This is a genomic window from Microbacterium commune (assembly GCF_014836945.1).
Taxonomy (GTDB): Bacteria; Actinomycetota; Actinomycetes; order Actinomycetales; family Microbacteriaceae; genus Microbacterium; species Microbacterium commune.
Genome location: NZ_JACSPX010000001.1, coordinates 1,973,972 through 1,989,039, shown reverse-complemented (window position 1 = coordinate 1,989,039; position 15,068 = coordinate 1,973,972). Strand labels below are relative to the sequence as shown.

Annotated in this window: 16 protein-coding genes and 2 tRNA genes; 6 read left to right on the top strand and 12 right to left on the bottom strand. The window is 69.2% G+C overall.

Annotated features, from left to right (window positions below; all coding sequences use genetic code 11):
* Nucleotides 1-164: 164 nt before the first annotated feature.
* The 4 genes from H9633_RS09335 to galU form a co-directional block, all read right to left on the bottom strand.
* Nucleotides 165-237 (bottom strand) — tRNA-Ala (locus H9633_RS09335).
* 27 nt (nucleotides 238-264) lie between these two features.
* On the bottom strand, nucleotides 265-1,128 hold the full coding sequence (locus tag H9633_RS09330; RefSeq protein WP_191712870.1) for a hypothetical protein: 864 nt from the start codon (nucleotides 1,126-1,128) through the stop codon (nucleotides 265-267).
* A gap of 63 nt (nucleotides 1,129-1,191) precedes the next feature.
* Nucleotides 1,192-1,800, bottom strand: a complete 609-nt coding sequence (locus H9633_RS09325; RefSeq protein WP_191712991.1) for a GNAT family N-acetyltransferase — start codon at nucleotides 1,798-1,800, stop codon at nucleotides 1,192-1,194.
* 37 nt (nucleotides 1,801-1,837) lie between these two features.
* On the bottom strand, nucleotides 1,838-2,710 hold the full coding sequence (gene galU, locus H9633_RS09320) for a UTP--glucose-1-phosphate uridylyltransferase GalU (protein WP_225211362.1): 873 nt from the start codon (nucleotides 2,708-2,710) through the stop codon (nucleotides 1,838-1,840).
* An 81-nt stretch (nucleotides 2,711-2,791) separates the two neighbouring features.
* On the opposite strand from galU, the gene H9633_RS09315 reads away from it, so the two are divergent.
* Genes H9633_RS09315 through mscL form a run of 3 tightly spaced genes read left to right on the top strand, consistent with a single transcriptional unit; the run spans nucleotide 2,792 to nucleotide 4,108 of the window.
* Nucleotides 2,792-3,388, top strand: a complete 597-nt coding sequence (locus H9633_RS09315) for a 5-formyltetrahydrofolate cyclo-ligase (protein WP_191712869.1) — start codon at nucleotides 2,792-2,794, stop codon at nucleotides 3,386-3,388.
* A gap of 12 nt (nucleotides 3,389-3,400) precedes the next feature.
* Nucleotides 3,401-3,673, top strand: a complete 273-nt coding sequence (locus H9633_RS09310) for an FmdB family zinc ribbon protein (RefSeq protein WP_071644786.1) — start codon at nucleotides 3,401-3,403, stop codon at nucleotides 3,671-3,673.
* Nucleotides 3,674-3,697: 24 nt separating this feature from the next.
* Nucleotides 3,698-4,108 (top strand): large conductance mechanosensitive channel protein MscL, encoded by a 411-nt coding sequence (mscL, locus tag H9633_RS09305; protein ID WP_071644787.1) that lies wholly within the window; start codon nucleotides 3,698-3,700, stop codon nucleotides 4,106-4,108.
* 91 nt (nucleotides 4,109-4,199) lie between these two features.
* Here mscL and H9633_RS09300 read toward each other — a convergent pair whose 3' ends face one another.
* Together H9633_RS09300 and H9633_RS09295 are read right to left on the bottom strand one after the other, a co-directional pair.
* Nucleotides 4,200-4,376: a hypothetical protein gene (locus H9633_RS09300; protein WP_177243872.1), complete on the bottom strand. Its 177-nt coding sequence runs from the start codon at nucleotides 4,374-4,376 to the stop codon at nucleotides 4,200-4,202.
* Nucleotides 4,369-8,076 (bottom strand): AAA family ATPase, encoded by a 3,708-nt coding sequence (locus tag H9633_RS09295; RefSeq protein ID WP_404802960.1) that lies wholly within the window; start codon nucleotides 8,074-8,076, stop codon nucleotides 4,369-4,371. Before H9633_RS09295 ends, H9633_RS09300 begins: the two co-directional genes overlap by 8 nt.
* A 171-nt stretch (nucleotides 8,077-8,247) precedes the next feature.
* On the opposite strand from H9633_RS09295, the gene H9633_RS09290 reads away from it, so the two are divergent.
* Complete coding sequence (locus H9633_RS09290) at nucleotides 8,248-8,778, top strand: methylated-DNA--[protein]-cysteine S-methyltransferase (RefSeq protein ID WP_191712868.1); 531 nt, start codon at nucleotides 8,248-8,250, stop codon at nucleotides 8,776-8,778.
* 137 nt (nucleotides 8,779-8,915) lie between these two features.
* On the opposite strand, the gene H9633_RS09285 is transcribed toward H9633_RS09290, so the two are convergent.
* Both H9633_RS09285 and H9633_RS09280 read right to left on the bottom strand, forming a co-directional pair.
* Nucleotides 8,916-10,535, bottom strand: coding sequence for a solute symporter family protein (locus tag H9633_RS09285; RefSeq protein ID WP_071644794.1), 1,620 nt, complete (start codon nucleotides 10,533-10,535; stop codon nucleotides 8,916-8,918).
* Entirely contained in the window at nucleotides 10,532-10,879 is a 348-nt protein-coding gene (locus tag H9633_RS09280) for a DUF485 domain-containing protein (RefSeq protein WP_071644793.1), read from the bottom strand. Before H9633_RS09280 ends, H9633_RS09285 begins: the two co-directional genes overlap by 4 nt.
* A 109-nt stretch (nucleotides 10,880-10,988) precedes the next feature.
* On the opposite strand from H9633_RS09280, the gene H9633_RS09275 reads away from it, so the two are divergent.
* Complete coding sequence (locus H9633_RS09275) at nucleotides 10,989-11,843, top strand: LuxR C-terminal-related transcriptional regulator (RefSeq protein ID WP_318247243.1); 855 nt, start codon at nucleotides 10,989-10,991, stop codon at nucleotides 11,841-11,843.
* Between the two features lie 87 nt (nucleotides 11,844-11,930).
* Nucleotides 11,931-12,275: a histone-like nucleoid-structuring protein Lsr2 gene (locus H9633_RS09270; protein WP_071644791.1), complete on the top strand. Its 345-nt coding sequence runs from the start codon at nucleotides 11,931-11,933 to the stop codon at nucleotides 12,273-12,275.
* Between the two features lie 68 nt (nucleotides 12,276-12,343).
* Here the strand turns inward: H9633_RS09270 and H9633_RS09265 are convergent.
* The 4 genes from H9633_RS09265 to H9633_RS09250 form a co-directional block, all read right to left on the bottom strand.
* Nucleotides 12,344-12,417 (bottom strand) — tRNA-Arg (locus H9633_RS09265).
* A gap of 29 nt (nucleotides 12,418-12,446) precedes the next feature.
* Nucleotides 12,447-12,944 carry an HNH endonuclease gene (locus tag H9633_RS09260; protein WP_071644796.1) on the bottom strand — a complete coding sequence of 166 codons (498 nt, stop codon included), beginning with the start codon at nucleotides 12,942-12,944 and terminating at the stop codon, nucleotides 12,447-12,449.
* 296 nt (nucleotides 12,945-13,240) lie between these two features.
* The gene (locus tag H9633_RS09255; RefSeq protein WP_191712866.1) at nucleotides 13,241-13,972 is read right to left on the bottom strand and encodes a M23 family metallopeptidase; all 732 of its coding nucleotides are present in this window, start codon (nucleotides 13,970-13,972) and stop codon (nucleotides 13,241-13,243) included.
* Nucleotides 13,973-14,315: 343 nt separating this feature from the next.
* Nucleotides 14,316-15,017 carry a metal-dependent transcriptional regulator gene (locus H9633_RS09250; RefSeq protein WP_191712865.1) on the bottom strand — a complete coding sequence of 234 codons (702 nt, stop codon included), beginning with the start codon at nucleotides 15,015-15,017 and terminating at the stop codon, nucleotides 14,316-14,318.
* Nucleotides 15,018-15,068 lie beyond the last annotated feature (51 nt).

The following is a 15,068-nucleotide window of genomic DNA, read 5'->3' as shown; positions in this document are numbered from 1 at the left end:
CGTGTCGCACCCCCACCCACCCCCACCAAAAACACCCACCACCAGCACAAAACCCTCTCCGGACCCCGAACACGACGGCAGCCGGCGCGGCGGCAGCCGGCGCGGGGCCGGCCCCGGAAACGCAAGAACCCCCGCGCCTCAGCGCGGGGGTTCTTGTCACGATGTGGACCTAAGGGGATTCGAACCCCTGACCTCCTCGATGCGAACGAGGCGCGCTACCAACTGCGCCATAGGCCCGTGAACAGAGTTCAGGTTATCACGCACTCAGCCGACTGCTCGACGCGCAAGCAGCTGACGCACGTGGGCTTCGATCTCGGCATCGTCCACGACACCCATCCCCGCGTACGGAGACGCCTCAGCGGCGGCGGGCGCGACGGGCAGCGAGGTGGGCGCCGGCGGAGCGAGCTCCTCGGCACGACGGCGGAGCTCGGCGCGACGGGCTGCCCGCTCGCGCTCCGCTCGAGCGTCGATCTCGGCCTGCGCGGTCTGAGCACGCGAGCCGGCGACGTTCACGAGCGGCTGCGGAAGCGGACGCGGCGTCCACACGGCGGGGCCCTGGTCGTGCAGCGGCGGCGACACGCGCTCGGCGACCGGCGCCGTCACGGGGCGCGCCAGGCGAGCCGCGCTCCGGCTCGCGACCTGAGCCATGCGCACCAGCACCGTCGTTCCGAGCGCAGCGAGGACGACTCCCCCGGCGGCCAGCATCCAGCTGCCGGTGGCGACGATCTGCCAGATGCCGGCACTGAGCATCACGAGTGCAGTGAAGACGGATGCTGTCGCCGCGAGGCGCGTGCGGCGTCGGGCCCGCGCCTGCCGCACGATCGGATCGCGACGTGTGGCGGCGAGCTCCTCGCGAAGACGCTCGAGCTGGGCGTTCTCCTTCTCCGCCTGCAGCCGCTTCGCGAGCCGCTGCTGGGCGAGAGCCGTGCGCGCGGTCAGCTCGAGGCGCACCTCGTCGGGGGTCTCACTCGTCTCGGCGAGGACCCGCAGCGCCTGATTGAGCCGGACGGCGTTGCGCTCGGCCGCGTAGTACTGGTGTCGCCCGCGCCAGCTGGGCACGAAGTAGAGCACCCAGAGCAGCACGGCGACGAGGACGATCACGCCCCCACTCAGCACCGGCCCATCCATGTTGACCACGGTAGCGCGCGGCTGAGCTCAGACGCGATCATTCCTGCGCGTGTGTCGCGCCCGTCAGCTCTGTCCCTCGTCGGGCGAAGGCAGCTCAGCAGCAGGCGGAACCTCCCCGTTCACCCAGCGGGAGAGCACCCCGCGGGGCACGTCCTCCTGCGTGAGAGCGAACGCGTGGTGATCGCGCCAGTCGCCGTCGATGTGGATGTAGCGCCGCCGCAGCCCTTCGTAGCGGAATCCGAGCTTCTGCACGACTCTCAGGCTCGCGCGGTTCTCGGGACGGATGCAGATCTCCACTCGGTGCAGACCGAGCTGGTCGAACGCGGCGTCGGTCGCCATCGCCACCGCGGTCGGGGTGACGCCTCGGCCCGCGAAGCGCTCGCTGACCCAGTACCCGATGGTCGCCGAGGCGAGCGACCCCCGCGCGACACCCCAGATGTTGAGCTGCCCCGCGACCTCTCCCTCGTACTCCATCACGAACGGATACCCGGCGCCGTCACGATGCTGCTGCAGGAGCCGACGGATCGCCGCCCTCATGTCGAAGCCCCCGCTGCCGCCGGGGATGGTCGCCTCCCAGGGCTGGAGCCAGGAGCGGTTCTCGAGCAGCTCGCGCTGAAGCACCCTCGCGTCGCGCGGTCTCACCAGTCGCAGGCTCACAGACCCGTACCGCATCACGGGCAGGATGTCGTTCGACATCGTCTCCTCCCGATCAGAGATCGGCTGCGAACCGCTTGAGCCACGGGCGCAGCTCCTCGCCGAGATCGTCGCGGTCGGTGGCGAGCTGCACGATCGCCTTGATGTAGTCGGCACGGTCGCCCGTGTCGTAGCGCCGTCCGCCGAAGACCACGCCCACCACGCCGGGGCCCGCCGGGTCGGCGGCGAGATCCTGCAGGGCATCGGTCAGCTGGATCTCGCCGCCCTTGCCTGGTTCGGTGCGCTCGAGGATGTCGAAGACGGCGGGCGGCAGCACGTAGCGACCGATCACCGCGAGGTTCGAGGGAGCGTCCTGCGGCGACGGCTTCTCGACCAGGCCGTCCACCCGCACGACACCCTCGGTCTCGGTCGGGACCGCGGCGGCAGCGCCGTAGAGATGGATCTGACCGGGGTCGACCTCCATCAGCGCGATGACGGCAGCGCCGGTGCGCTCGTGCGTCGCGATCATCTCGGTCAGCAGCGGGTCCCGCTCATCGATGAGGTCGTCTCCGAGCAGCACGGCGAAGGAGCTGTCGCCGACATGCGTGCGCGCACGAAGCACCGCGTGACCGAGCCCCTTCGGCTCCCCCTGCCGCACGAAGTGGATGTCCGCGAGATCGCTGGACTTCATCACCCGCTCGAGGCGCCCGTGGTCGCCCTTCTCCTGCAGGCGCACCTCCAACTCGGGCACCGAGTCGAAGTGATCCGAGATCGCGTTCTTGTTGCGACCGATGATGACCAGGATGTCCTGGATCCCGGCGGCGACGGCCTCCTCCACCACGTACTGGATGGCCGGCTTGTCGACGACAGGGAGCATCTCCTTCGGCATCGCCTTCGTCGCCGGCAGGAACCTGGTTCCCAGGCCCGCAGCGGGGATCACCGCCTTCATGGTGCGCATGCCGCTCAGCTTAGTGGCCGGCTCCCTTCCCCGACCGGCGGGATGGCGGACCCGCCCCCGTATGATCGGGGCATGCGGAGCGAAGCAGAACAGCAGAAGCGCGCGCTGCGCGCCGAACTGCGCGAACGCCGTCAGATCCTGTCCCAGTCGCAGCGCGACGAGGCGGCCGCGGGACTCGCCGCCCAGCTCGACGCCCTGCTCGACGCGCACGGAGCGCGGTCGGTGTCGTGCTTCCTCTCCACCACGACCGAGCCGGGCACCATGCCGTTCGTGCAGGCCGCCGTGCGACGCGGCATCCGGGTGCTGCTTCCGATCAGCCGCGCCGACGGGCTTCTGGACTGGGCGGTCGCCGACGACTCCGCCCCGGTCGGCGAGGGACTGTTCGGGCTGACCGAGCCGACCGGCGAGGTGCTCGGCCCCATCGCCGTGAACGACGTCGATCTGATGCTCATCCCGGCCGCCGCCGTCGACCGCGACGGCACGCGACTCGGCTGGGGTCGCGGGTACTTCGACAAGACCCTCGGCTCGATGGAGCGCCGCCCGCCCGTGTACGCGGTGATCTATGATTCCGAGGTACTCGATTCGCTGCCGCGCGAAGTGCACGACCAGCCGGTCGATGGCATCGTCACCCCGACGCAGACCATCACCCTGTCGCCCGCGCGGAACTGACAGGAGCATTCCATGCCCACCTACGCCTACGCCTGCACCGCGTGCGACCACCGCTTCGACGCCGTGCAGTCCTTCACGGAGGATTCGCTCACCCTCTGCCCGGAGTGCGGCGGAGCGCTGCGCAAGCAGTACGGATCGGTCGGTGTGACCTTCAACGGCTCCGGCTTCTACCGCACGGACTCTCGAGGAGCCGCTGGCGCCCCGGCTTCGGGTTCGGCATCATCGAAGGCGGAGACGTCGACGGCCGCCACCCCGGCGCCCGCGGCGACCCCGGCCTCGAGCTGAGGTCCCACTGTGAGAGGTAAGCGGATGATCCAGGGATTCAAGGAGTTCATCACCAAGGGCAACGTCATCGACCTCGCCGTCGCTGTCGTGATCGGCACGGCGTTCACCGCCATCGTCAGCGCGGTCGTGTCCAGCATCATCACCCCGCTGGTCGCGATGGTCTTCAAAGCCGACGATGCCGGCAAGTTCGGCTTCACCGTCGACAACATCTACGGCGACCCGGTGACCTTCCCGATCGGCGAGCTGATCTCGGCCGTGATCAGCTTCCTCGCCGTGGCGCTGGTCGTGTACTTCGTGTTCGTCGTGCCGATGAACACCTACAAGGAGCGCAAGGCCGCCAAGAACCCGGCCGTCGAGGAGGAGACCCTGCCCACCGAGCAGGAGCTGCTCATCGAGATCCGCGACCTGCTGCGTCGCGACGCCGGCATCCGCTGATCGCGTCCCGTCGATCGGACGCCCCGCTCGTTCGGGTCGGGCGTCCGATCCACTGGTTCGAGTCGGGCGTCCGATCGGCGGTCGACGGATCTCAGTAGTGCGGCGGGACCTCGCGCAGCATCCGCTCGTCGTTCGGTCCGCGCTCGCTATCGGTCGGGGCCGAGGGTGCGCTCTTCACGTGCGGCTCGGAGGTCGTGCCTTCCACGCGGGTCAGCTTCGCGCGGCGCGCGCCCGCGACGCGCACGATCCGCTGCCGTTCGTCATCCATCGAGATCGAAGGGCTGGGTGTCGTTCTCGGCGCGCACCGCGTCCTCATCGATCCCCAGCACGGTCGCTATGCGCCGGGCGACGGTGGCGGGATCGCTGTACAGGTCGAAGGCGTGCACGCGCACATAGTGCCAGCCCAGCCGGCGCAGCACCTGCGGGCGCAGGCGCACGCTCTCGCGCAGCGACTCGCCGCGCATCTCGGCATCGGACTCGATGACGACCGCGCGTCCGTCGTGCTGCGCGACCAGCGGCAGCAGGCCGCGGTAGTCGACGTCGACCGAGGCGCCGAGACGGCGCAGCTCGCGGGCCAGAGCGAGGGTCAGCGGGTCGGCGAGATCCTCGAGACGCGCGTCGCGGCCGCGGGCGGCGAGTCCGCCGAGGATCGACATCAGGGTCGACGCGCCGTGCTCCAGCCGCCCCTCGTCGAACGCAGACGGGCGGATGCACGACACGATGACCATCGAGCGGCGCGCCCTGGTCATCCCGACGGTGAGCAGTCGCTCGCCGTCCTGCTGGGAGAGGTCGCCGAAGTCACTGAGCACCCGGCCGTGCTTGGTGAGGCCGAAGCCCAGCGAGAAGATCACGCGGTCGCGGCTCTCGGCGACGGACTCCTCGAGCGTGAGGACGGCGAACGGCTCGGCGGTGTCGCGGCTGACGAAGTCGGCGACGTCGGATCGTCCGGCGAAGGCGGATGCCACGGCCGCCCGCACCCGCTCCGCGTGCCTGCGGCTCGCGGTGATCACCATGAGGGATTCGGCCGGACGATGGATCGCGTGCTCGACGGCGAGGGTCACCACCCTGGCGACCTCGGCATCCGGGCTCTCGACAGCTCCCGAATCCGGGTCGGGCGCGCCCACTCCCCCCTCGACGTAGTCGACGGTGAGGCTGCCGCGCCCGAGATACGACCCCGCCCACGGCAGCGACACGATCTCGCCGCCGTAGAACGCGTCGTTGATGAGCTCGGCGAGGTCTTCGCCACCGGCTCGGTAGCTGCGGGTGAGTGTCATCACGGGGAAGAGCTCGGCGAGACGCTCGAAGACCGACACGTCATCGAAGTCGACCTCCGCCTCCCACTCCGGGTCGGGCACCGTGGCGACGGTGAACGGCGTGGGGCGCTGGGTCACCGGGTCGCCGAACGCGACGATCTGGCGTGCGCGGCGGATCGCCGGCGCCGTCTCGGCGAGGTTCACGGCGGCGGCATCCACCAGCAGCACGGCGTCGAACTCGACCGACTCGGGGATCAGCGGCACCTCGTACGGCGAGGCGATCCACACCGGTGCGAGCACGCGCGTGAGATCCGGGGCCGCGGAGACGATCTCGGCGGTGGTGGCCTCACCCGACTTGAGCGCCTGACGCAGGTGCGCGGCCTGATCGGGCTCGTCGACGATCGCGATGCGCCACTGGCTGGCCAGGTTCCAGGCGAGCAGCGGGCCGGCCATCGCGGTGTGCGCCTCGTCGACGAGACGGAAGTCGCGCTCCAGGCGGTCGACGACCGCCGTGTTGGCACCGAGCAGCGACCGGTCGTCCTGCAGAGCGCGTTCGAGCAGCGACTGCCACCAGGCGAATTCGAGCTCGGCGGAGACCCGCTCCTCCGGCACGTGACGCACCGAGAGATCGGAGAGCAGTGGGCGCAGACCGAGACCGGCGAGCGCGTCGCGGATCTGCGTGCGCTCGACGAGGTTGTCGAACACGGCGGAGCGGGCGGCGAGGCCGGAGAGGGTGCGCACGAGACGCGCGACGGGGAGGGAGCTGAGCGGCTCGCGGCGACCCAGTGCGCGATCGAGATCAGCCAGTTCCGCCGAGACCCGCTGCCACGCGACATGCACATCGGAGAGTCCGAGCGGAACCTGCGGTGCGACCCCCGCCTCCACGTAGCGCTGCCACTGCGTGCGCTGCTGCTGGATGCGAAGCAGCGCCTCGTGCATCTCCGAGACGTGAGCGCCGGGGCGGACGTACTCGCGAGCGAGCTTCTTGAGCCTGCGCCGGTTGGCGGACGACATACCTGGGGCGTCTCGGCGCGAGCCGTGCGCCTGGATCAGCTCGCCGAGCGGGCGTTCGAAGACCGTCGGGCTGAAGCGGTCGAGCGAATCCCGGATGCCCTGCAGCAGCCGCACGTACTCGCCGAGCTCGTCGATCGTGCCGAACGGCCGCATGCTCGTCTGGGCGATCAGCTCGTACCCGCGCTCGAGAAGCGAGGGCACGGCCGAGCCGTGCAGCCGCCCCGCCAGCTCGTGTGCGTGCTGGGCGGCCTCAGTGCTGTCGAAGCTGACGCCGTACCAGGGTGAGTCGTCGGGGCCGAAGCGGAACTCCCCCAGCTTGGCGGCACGGGTGAGGGCCTGGGCCGCATCGCTGCGGTCTCCGGCGAGCTTCTCGAGCGTGTCCATCGACAGGCGCGCCCCGGTCGACGGCGGCACGGGCAGCGCGGCGAGTCGAGCGAGCTCTCTGGTGGCGTCGAGGACGGATGCTCCGGTGCGCCCCACCGGCTCGCCCAGCGCCCCGCGATAGTCACGGAGCACGGTGCGCAGACGAACGAGTGCCTCGTCGAGTTCGGCGGCCTTCGGCTGCGTGGCCTTCTCGCAGCGCGCGATCGCGGTGATGAGGTCGCGACGGGCGCGGTTCGGAGAGACGGCGAGCGCATCGAGACCGACGCCGGCGAGACGGTGCCGGACGCCGTCGAGCGTCGACCTGCGAGCCGAGACGACCAGAGCGCGACGACCGGAGCGCACGAGAGCGCCCAGCGCGTTGATGACGGTCTGCGTGCCCCCGGTGCCCGGCAGCGTCGAGACGACCAGGGAGTGCCCGGCGGCGATGCGAGCGAGCACCTCCTCCTGCTCGGAGTCGGCGTCGAGCAGAAGGCTCTCCGAGGCGGGGGCCCGGTCATCCGGCCCGGCCGCGGCGGGCAGCGGGCGGGGAGCGGTGACCTGCTCGCGGTCGCCGACGTGCCCGGCGAGCGCGTTGAGCACGGGATAGTCGAGGTCGACCATGTCGCGCACCATGGCATCGGCGACGTCGGCGAAGGTCGACACCACCAGGCGCGGGTTCACCGCGAAGGTGTCGATCGAGCGGGTCAGCGCCCGCAGCTGGTCGATCACCGGCTGCGGTTTGAAGATGCCGCCGTCGTACGCGAGGGATGCCAGGCCGACCGGGTCGAGCTCGAGCCCGAAGTGCTCGCGCGCGACGCGCACCAGCTCGGGGTTCACCTCGAAGCGGCCGTGCAGCTTCAGCTCGAAGTCGGCGTGATGACGGCGGATGGCCAGGGGACGCAGCAGCACGGGCGCGGCGAACTGCGCGCCGCCGATGCGCCATCGCGCGATCCCCACCGCGAGGCGCACGGCGTCGATGCCGCGCACCGTGCGCAGCTCGGTGTTGCGCGCGGTGATCCGCTCGGCCGCCATGCGCGCGGTGCGCAGCCCCACCTCGTCGCGGAACAGGTTGGAGAGAAGAGTGGAGCGGCCGGTGATGAACTGCGGCAGGCTGCCGGGATGGGCGCGGGAGATGTCGACGACGGATTCGGGCGCGTCGACGAAGCTGATGAGCGGGGATGCCCCGCCCAGATCTGCCGCCTGCGCCCGCAGGGTGGTGCGTCGTTCCTCGGCCGCGTGTGCGATGCCGACGCCTGTCGACGAGTCGCTGAGATCGCCGAGCGTCACTGCGACCGGCTGGGTCGCGCGCTCAGCATCCTTCGCCTCTCGTCGCCACACACGGCAAGCCTAGGCGCGACCGACGCGACCGGCGGTATTCCCGGCCGTTTCGCGACGATTCCGCCTGCTCCCGCGTATCTCCCTGCACAGCGCATCCGCCGGTCGCGGTTGTGCACCGGCTCCGCGATCGCCGCACTCCAGGGGCGGGGGGCCGGGAGCAGGATGGGGGGCATGACCTTTCGCTACGACTTCGCACCCACGCCGTTCGGCGACGCGCTCGCGGTCTTCTCGGATGCCGGGATCGTCAGCTTCGACCTGTCGGAGTCGGCGGATCCGCGGGTGCCATGGCTTCTCGAGAGCGTCAGCCGACGCATCGGCGAGATGCCGGTGTCGTCGCCCGGCGCCGCGGACGAGCTCACCCTGGCGCTCGACGAGTACTTCGACGGGAGGCCCGTGCGATTCGACGAGCGCTTCGCCTTCGACTGGAGTCTGGTCGACGGATTCACCCGATCCGCGCTGCAGGCCGTCTGCGGCATCCCGTGGGGCCAGACCATGAGCTACGGAGAGGTCGCGGTGATCGCCGGCAGCCCCGGTGCGGCCCGAGCCGTCGGCACCGCATGCCGGGTCACTCCGCTGTCGGTGATCGTCCCCGTGCACCGCGTGATCCGCTCCGACGGCACACCCGGCCACTACGGCGCGCATCCGGAACGCAAACGGTATCTGCTCGATCTCGAGCGCGAGGCGTCGGCCGCGCGGTCGTGATCCGGCCGCGCTGGGGCGCGGCGGCGGTCGCCTTCTGGGGACGAGGTGCCGAACGAAGCGGAGCCCGGCGTGTAGGCCGCCGGGCTCCGCTCCTGCCGCGCGAGGGACGCGGCGTTCGGGTATCTCTGGGGAGAGACCTAGTGATCCACCGCCTTCTCGGCGCCGAAGCCGGTCAGCGAGCGCACCTCCATCTCAGCGGCGAGGGCGCGTGATTCGGCCGTCTTCGCCGTGATCGTGCCGATCCAGCCGAGCAGGAAGCCCAGCGGGATCGAGACGATGCCCGGGTTGTTCAGCGGGAAGATCGCGATGTCGATCCCGGGGATCATCGCCTTGTCGTTGCCCGAGAACACCGGGGAGATCACGATGAGACCGATGGCCGCGAGCAGGCCGCCGTACATGCTCCACACCGCGCCGCGGGTGTTGAAGCGCTTCCAGAACAGCGAATAGAGGATGGTGGGCAGGTTCGCCGACGCCGCGATCGCGAACGCGAGCGCGACGAGGAAGGCGATGTTCTGCCCCTGAGCGCCGATGCCGCCGATGATCGCGAGCACTCCGATGACGATGACCGTGCGCCGGGCCACCTTGACCTCGCCGTTCGGGTCGGCCGTCCCCGTGCCGTCCTTGCCGCGCTTGATCACGTTCGAGTAGATGTCGTGTGCGAACGATGCGGCTGCGGTGATCGTCAGGCCTGCCACGACCGCGAGGATCGTCGCGAACGCCACCGCCGAGATGAAGCCCATCAGCAGCGGACCGCCCAGGGCCTGGGCGAGCAGCGGCGCCGCGGAGTTCACGCCGCCCGGCGCCGCAGCGATCCGCTCGGGTCCGACGAGCGCGCCGGCCCCGTACCCGAGCACGAGGGTCAGCAGGTAGAACCCGCCGATGAGCCAGATCGCCCAGACGACCGACCGCCGCGCCTCCTTCGCCGTGGGCACGGTGTAGAAGCGCATCAGCACGTGCGGCAGGCCCGCCGTGCCGAGGACGAGCGCCATGCCGAGCGAGAGGAAGTCGAGCGGGTTCGCGCCGTACTGCAGACCAGGGCCGAGGATCTTCTCTCCGCTGGGTGAGTTGTCGACTGCGCTCTCCAGCAGCGTGTTCAGGCTGAAGCCGTGCAGGGCGAGAACCCACAGCGTCATCGCGAGGGCACCGGCGATGAGCAGCACCGCCTTCACGATCTGCACCCAGGTCGTGCCCTTCATCCCCCCGATCAGCACGTACACGATCATGAGCACGCCGACGATGGCGATCACCAGCGACTGGCCGATCCGGTCGTCGATGCCGAGCAGCAGCGAGACCAGCCCGCCTGCCCCTGACATCTGCGCGAGCAGGTAGAAGAAGCAGACGGCGAGGGTGGTGAGAGCCGCCGCCATGCGCACGGGCCGCTGCTTGAGACGGAACGAGAGCACGTCCGCCATCGTGAACTTGCCCGTGTTGCGCATCATCTCCGCGACCAGCAGGAGCGCGACGAGCCACGCCACCAGGAAGCCGATCGAGTAGAGGAATCCGTCGTACCCGTTCAGCGCGATCGCTCCGCAGATGCCGAGGAACGACGCGGCGGACAGATAGTCGCCCGCGATGGCGAAGCCGTTCTGCGTGCCGCTGAACGAACGGCCCGCGGCGTAGTAGTCGGCTGCCGTCTTGTTGTTGCGGCTGGCGCGGATCACGATGAACAGGGTGACCGCGACGAATGCGCCGAAGATCGCGATGTTCAGAACGGGGTCGTTCTGCACCGCCTCGGCGGCCAGATGGGTCGTCGTCATGCCTTCGCCTCCGCCTTCTCGAGCTCTTCACGGATCTCGGTCGCGACCGGATCGAGACGTCGGTTCGCGAAGGACACATAGGCCATCGTGATGACGAAAGTCGTGACGAATTGGCCGAGCCCCATGAGCAGGCCGACCGTGATGTCACCCCATACCCGCTGGCTCATGAAATCCGTCGCGAACGCGGCCAGCAGCACGTAAGCGAAATACCAGATGAGGAAGAACCCGGCCATCGGGAAGATGAACGAGCGCTGCAGTCTTCTCAATCCCTGGAATCTGTCCGATTCCTCGACAGCGATGTAGTCGATTCCCGGAGCGGAATCGTGCGTCGTCGGTTGAGTCATGGGGCCTCCTTGCCACATGTCCGTCGTCCGCGTGAAGGAATTCACGCGGTGGTATCGTCGACGCTACGAAACGGGCGGGCCCTGTCGTCACCCCCGAAAGTTGGTATCAGTGCAATCGGACAATCACCGAGGGGTCGCCGACGACCCCGTGTCCGCCGGCGTGCGAGAACTCGCCCGTCGCACCCGCTTCCCGGTCGCATTCGGCGGGCTCATCGAAGACGGTGTCGTGCGGGTGACGAGCATCGTCGGCAATCGCACGCACAGCCTCGAAGGGCTGACCGTGCGGCCGGAGCGCGGGCTCGGCGGACGCGCGATGATCGAGCTCCGACCTCGGATGACGAGCAACTACCGCACATCGCAGCACATCACGCACGACTACGACGTGTTCGTGCTCGGCGAGGGTCTGCGCACCCTGCTCGCACTGCCGATCGTCGTCGAGGGACGCCCGCGGGGCGTGCTCTACGCGGGCGCGTGGGAAGAGTCGCGCGTCGGCGGCGTCACCACCGCGCCGGCGATGGCCGTGGCGCAAGATGTCGCGAACGAGCTGCGCATCCGAGACGAGGTGGAGCGGCGGATGCGATCGATGCGGCGGGATGCGGCCGTGCAGGGCTCGCACCTCGAAGATCTCAGAGAGAGCTTCGCCGAGCTGCGCAGCATCGCCGCATCGGTCAGCGACGAGAGGATCCGAGAGCGGATCGCCGCGATCGAACGACGCCTGGTGGGTGCATCATCGCCCGAGCCGCCCACGACGACGCAGCCGCTCTCGACCGTGCGACTGTCGCCGCGCGAGACGGATGTGCTCGCGTGTGCCGCGCTCGGCTCGACGAATGCCGAGATCGCCGCGCAGCTGGGATTGCGCGAAGGCACGGTGAAAGCGTATCTGAGCGCTGCGATGTCGAAACTCGACGCGTCCACACGCCATGCGGCGGTGGCGCGCGCGAGGCGCGCGGGCCTTCTTCCCTGACCCGCGAAGACATTTCGCGCGATGCATTCGAAATATGAATGCGCGCGTCGATTGTGCACGCCTCAGGAATTGAAATACCTTATTCTCATGGCTCGAAGAATTGTGCACCAGCTGGTCGACGATATCGATGGAACGCTTCTCGAGGTGGGCGAAGGAGAGACCGTTCATTTCGCACTGAATGGAGTCGCCTATGAGATCGATCTGACGAATTCCCACGCGGAGGCGCTGCGCGACGCACTCGCCCCGTACATCGAGGCGGGCCGGCGCGCCGCCGGGTCCACCGCGACGCGCTCTTCCGCACCGCGACGCCGCTCGGCGGCAACATCCGAGACGGTCGAGATCCGTGAATGGGCGAAGAAGCAGGGCATGAAGGTCTCCGAGCGCGGGCGCATCGCCGCCGACGTGCTCGAGGCGTATCACGCCGCGCACTGAGCCCACGATATAGGCGGGCGGATAGACGACGCAGGGAGCCACCCTCCGGGTGGCTCCCTGCGTCGTCGTGCCCTCGACAGGATTCGAACCTGCGACCTGCCCTTTAGGAGAGGGCCGCTCTATCCGACTGAGCTACGAAGGCGCCAGACAAGTCTAGTCGCCGGCCTGAGCCTAGGCCGCCAGCGCGAGGTATCGCTCCCACACCGGGTCGCCCCGTTCCACTCCGCGCACCACCCACGTTCCGCCGTGCGGGGCTCGAGGTGTGCGATGCAGCTCCCAGCCCATCTCCTGCGGCGTGCGGTCGCTTTTGGCGTTGTTGCACCGCAGGCAGCACGCGACGAGGTTCTCCCAGCTGTCCCCTCCCCCGCGCGAGCGCGGCATCACATGGTCGATCGTCGACGCCGCCTTCCCGCAGTATCCACAGCGATGCTCGTCGCGCCGAAGCACTCCGCGACGGGTGACCGGCTGCCGGCGCGCGGCCGGGACACGCACGTACCGGGTGAGCAGGATGACCACGGGGCGGTCGAACCGTCGCCGCCCCGCGATGACGGGATCATTCTCGACCCGCTCGATAACGCTGGCCTTGTCGTTCATCACGAGCACCATGGCTCTCTTGAACGAGACCACCGTCAGCGGTTCGTATCCGGCGTTCAGGACCAGTGTGCGCATCGTCGTCATCCTCTCGATCCGCCGGGATGGCTTCCCGGCACTCTCGACTCACACGACGTCGACGGATGAGGAGGGGACGCGGATACAGCAAGAGGCGCTGTCTACAGACAGCGCCTCTTGCGCTCGGTCGGACCGAGATGGATCTGCGGGCATTGCCGAAGAACCAGACGACCGAGTGCATCCATGGTGCGGATGCCCGGTATCGAGCTCATCGGCTTCCTCCCGTCCGTTCGACGACGCGTTCAGGGTAACCCATCCGCGTGAACAGAGGATGCAGCGGTTCTGAACGGCTCCGATCAGCCGGCGTTGGCGCGGAGCCAGCCGATCGGCTCGACGAGCGACCCGTTGACCTCGACCTCGAAGTGCAGGTGGGCGCCGTAGGAGCGTCCCGTGTTGCCCACCTTGCCGATGAACTGCCCAGGCTCGACGGTCTGTCCGGCCTGCACGGCGCGTGAGCCGTTGATCATGTGGGCGTAGAGGGTGGAGACCCGCTTGCCTCCGACGACGGAGTCGATGACGACCGCCACGCCGTAGCCGAAGTGGCTCTCGGACGAGACGCGCACCACACCGCCCGTGGCGGCGAAAATCGGGGTGCCGGCCGGCGCGACCATGTCGGCGCCGTTGTGGCCGCCGCTGAGGGTGCGGCTGACGGAGTACGAGCCCTGCGGCAGCGGGTAGCGGACGGCGCCGGACCCCGCCGAGATGAGCTGAAGATCGGCATTGCTGATGCTGCCACCGCGGGCGCCGGAGCTGGCGGCGACGCGGGCTGCCGCGGCGGCGCGCGCCTTGGCGGCCTCTTCGGCCTTCTTCTTCGCGATCTCATCGGGAGTCGTCGCTGAGTAGGTGCCGCGCTCGAGCGGGGCACTCGTCGCCTCGGATGCGACCACGAGCGACTGCGCGTCATCGAATGCCATCTGCTGCAGCGTGGTGGCGGCGGCGCTCGGAACGGTCTTCGTGGAGGCCAGCGCGGGCAGAGCGACTCCGGCGACCAGCGCACCCACGGCGCCGAGGATGGCGACGGTGCGCATGGGCTTGACGCTCGAGCGGGCTCCGCGAGGAGCTCGCCGACGCTGAGGCTTCGGGGTGCCCGCAGGCTCGGTCGGGACGATTTCTTGGGCCAAAAGGGATTCCTCCTGCGCCTCCGCGCTTCGGGTAGCGCAGGCTCGTCAGCAATGTCGTTTATCGGGCACGTATGTCACACGGCACGTTGTGCGATCTCTTCGCGAAGACGACGAGCCAGGGAGGCGATCTTCGCGATTCGTCATCGGCGGGCTTCTTCTCCGACGACTCGACCGAGGTTACCGGAAGATAACGATTCTGTCACCCCGCGAACCTGGCAATCGGCTCCACCCGCCAAGGAAGTAGCCCTGATCAGCCATTCTCCCCGACAAGGAAGATGTGCGAGGCAAGCTCGACGGGAAGCTCGAGGCCGGTCTCGCTGCCCTCCATCTGGATGAGCACGTAGCCCTCGCTGTACCGGTAGTCGCCGCGCGCGCCCGGCATCACACCCGCGTCCCGCAGCTGCTCGAGCAGCTCGGGGCTGACCTGGGCGGGCTCGGCGAGGCGGCGCACCGTGCCCGTGATGGGGCCGCCGGCGGCATCCAGCTTCTTGACCAGGCCCACCACTCCGGATTCGAAAGCCGGCGTCTCGATGTCGCCGAGCTGGTCGAGTCCGGGAATGGGATTGCCGTACGGCGACTCGGTGGGGTGCCCGAGCAGCTCGACGAGACGGCGCTCGACCTGCTCGCTCATGACGTGCTCCCAGCGACAGGCCTCTTCATGCACGTACGCCCAGTCGAGACCGATCACGTCGGAGAGTAGCCGCTCGGCGAGCCGGTGCTTGCGCATCACGTCGACCGCTTTGCGACGGCCGTCGTCGGTGAGCTCGAGGCGACGGTCCTCGGACACGACGACGAGACCGTCGCGCTCCATCCGCCCGACGGTCTGCGACACCGTGGGGCCGGAGTGCCCGAGACGCTCGGAGATCCGGGCGCGAAGCGGCACGATGTTCTCCTCCTCGAGTTCGAGAATGGTCCGCAGGTACATCTCGGTCGTGTCGATCAGGTCGGTCATTCGTGCCCTCCGAAGTTCTTAGGCAAGCCTACCTTCCGGCCGGTGCCGGAG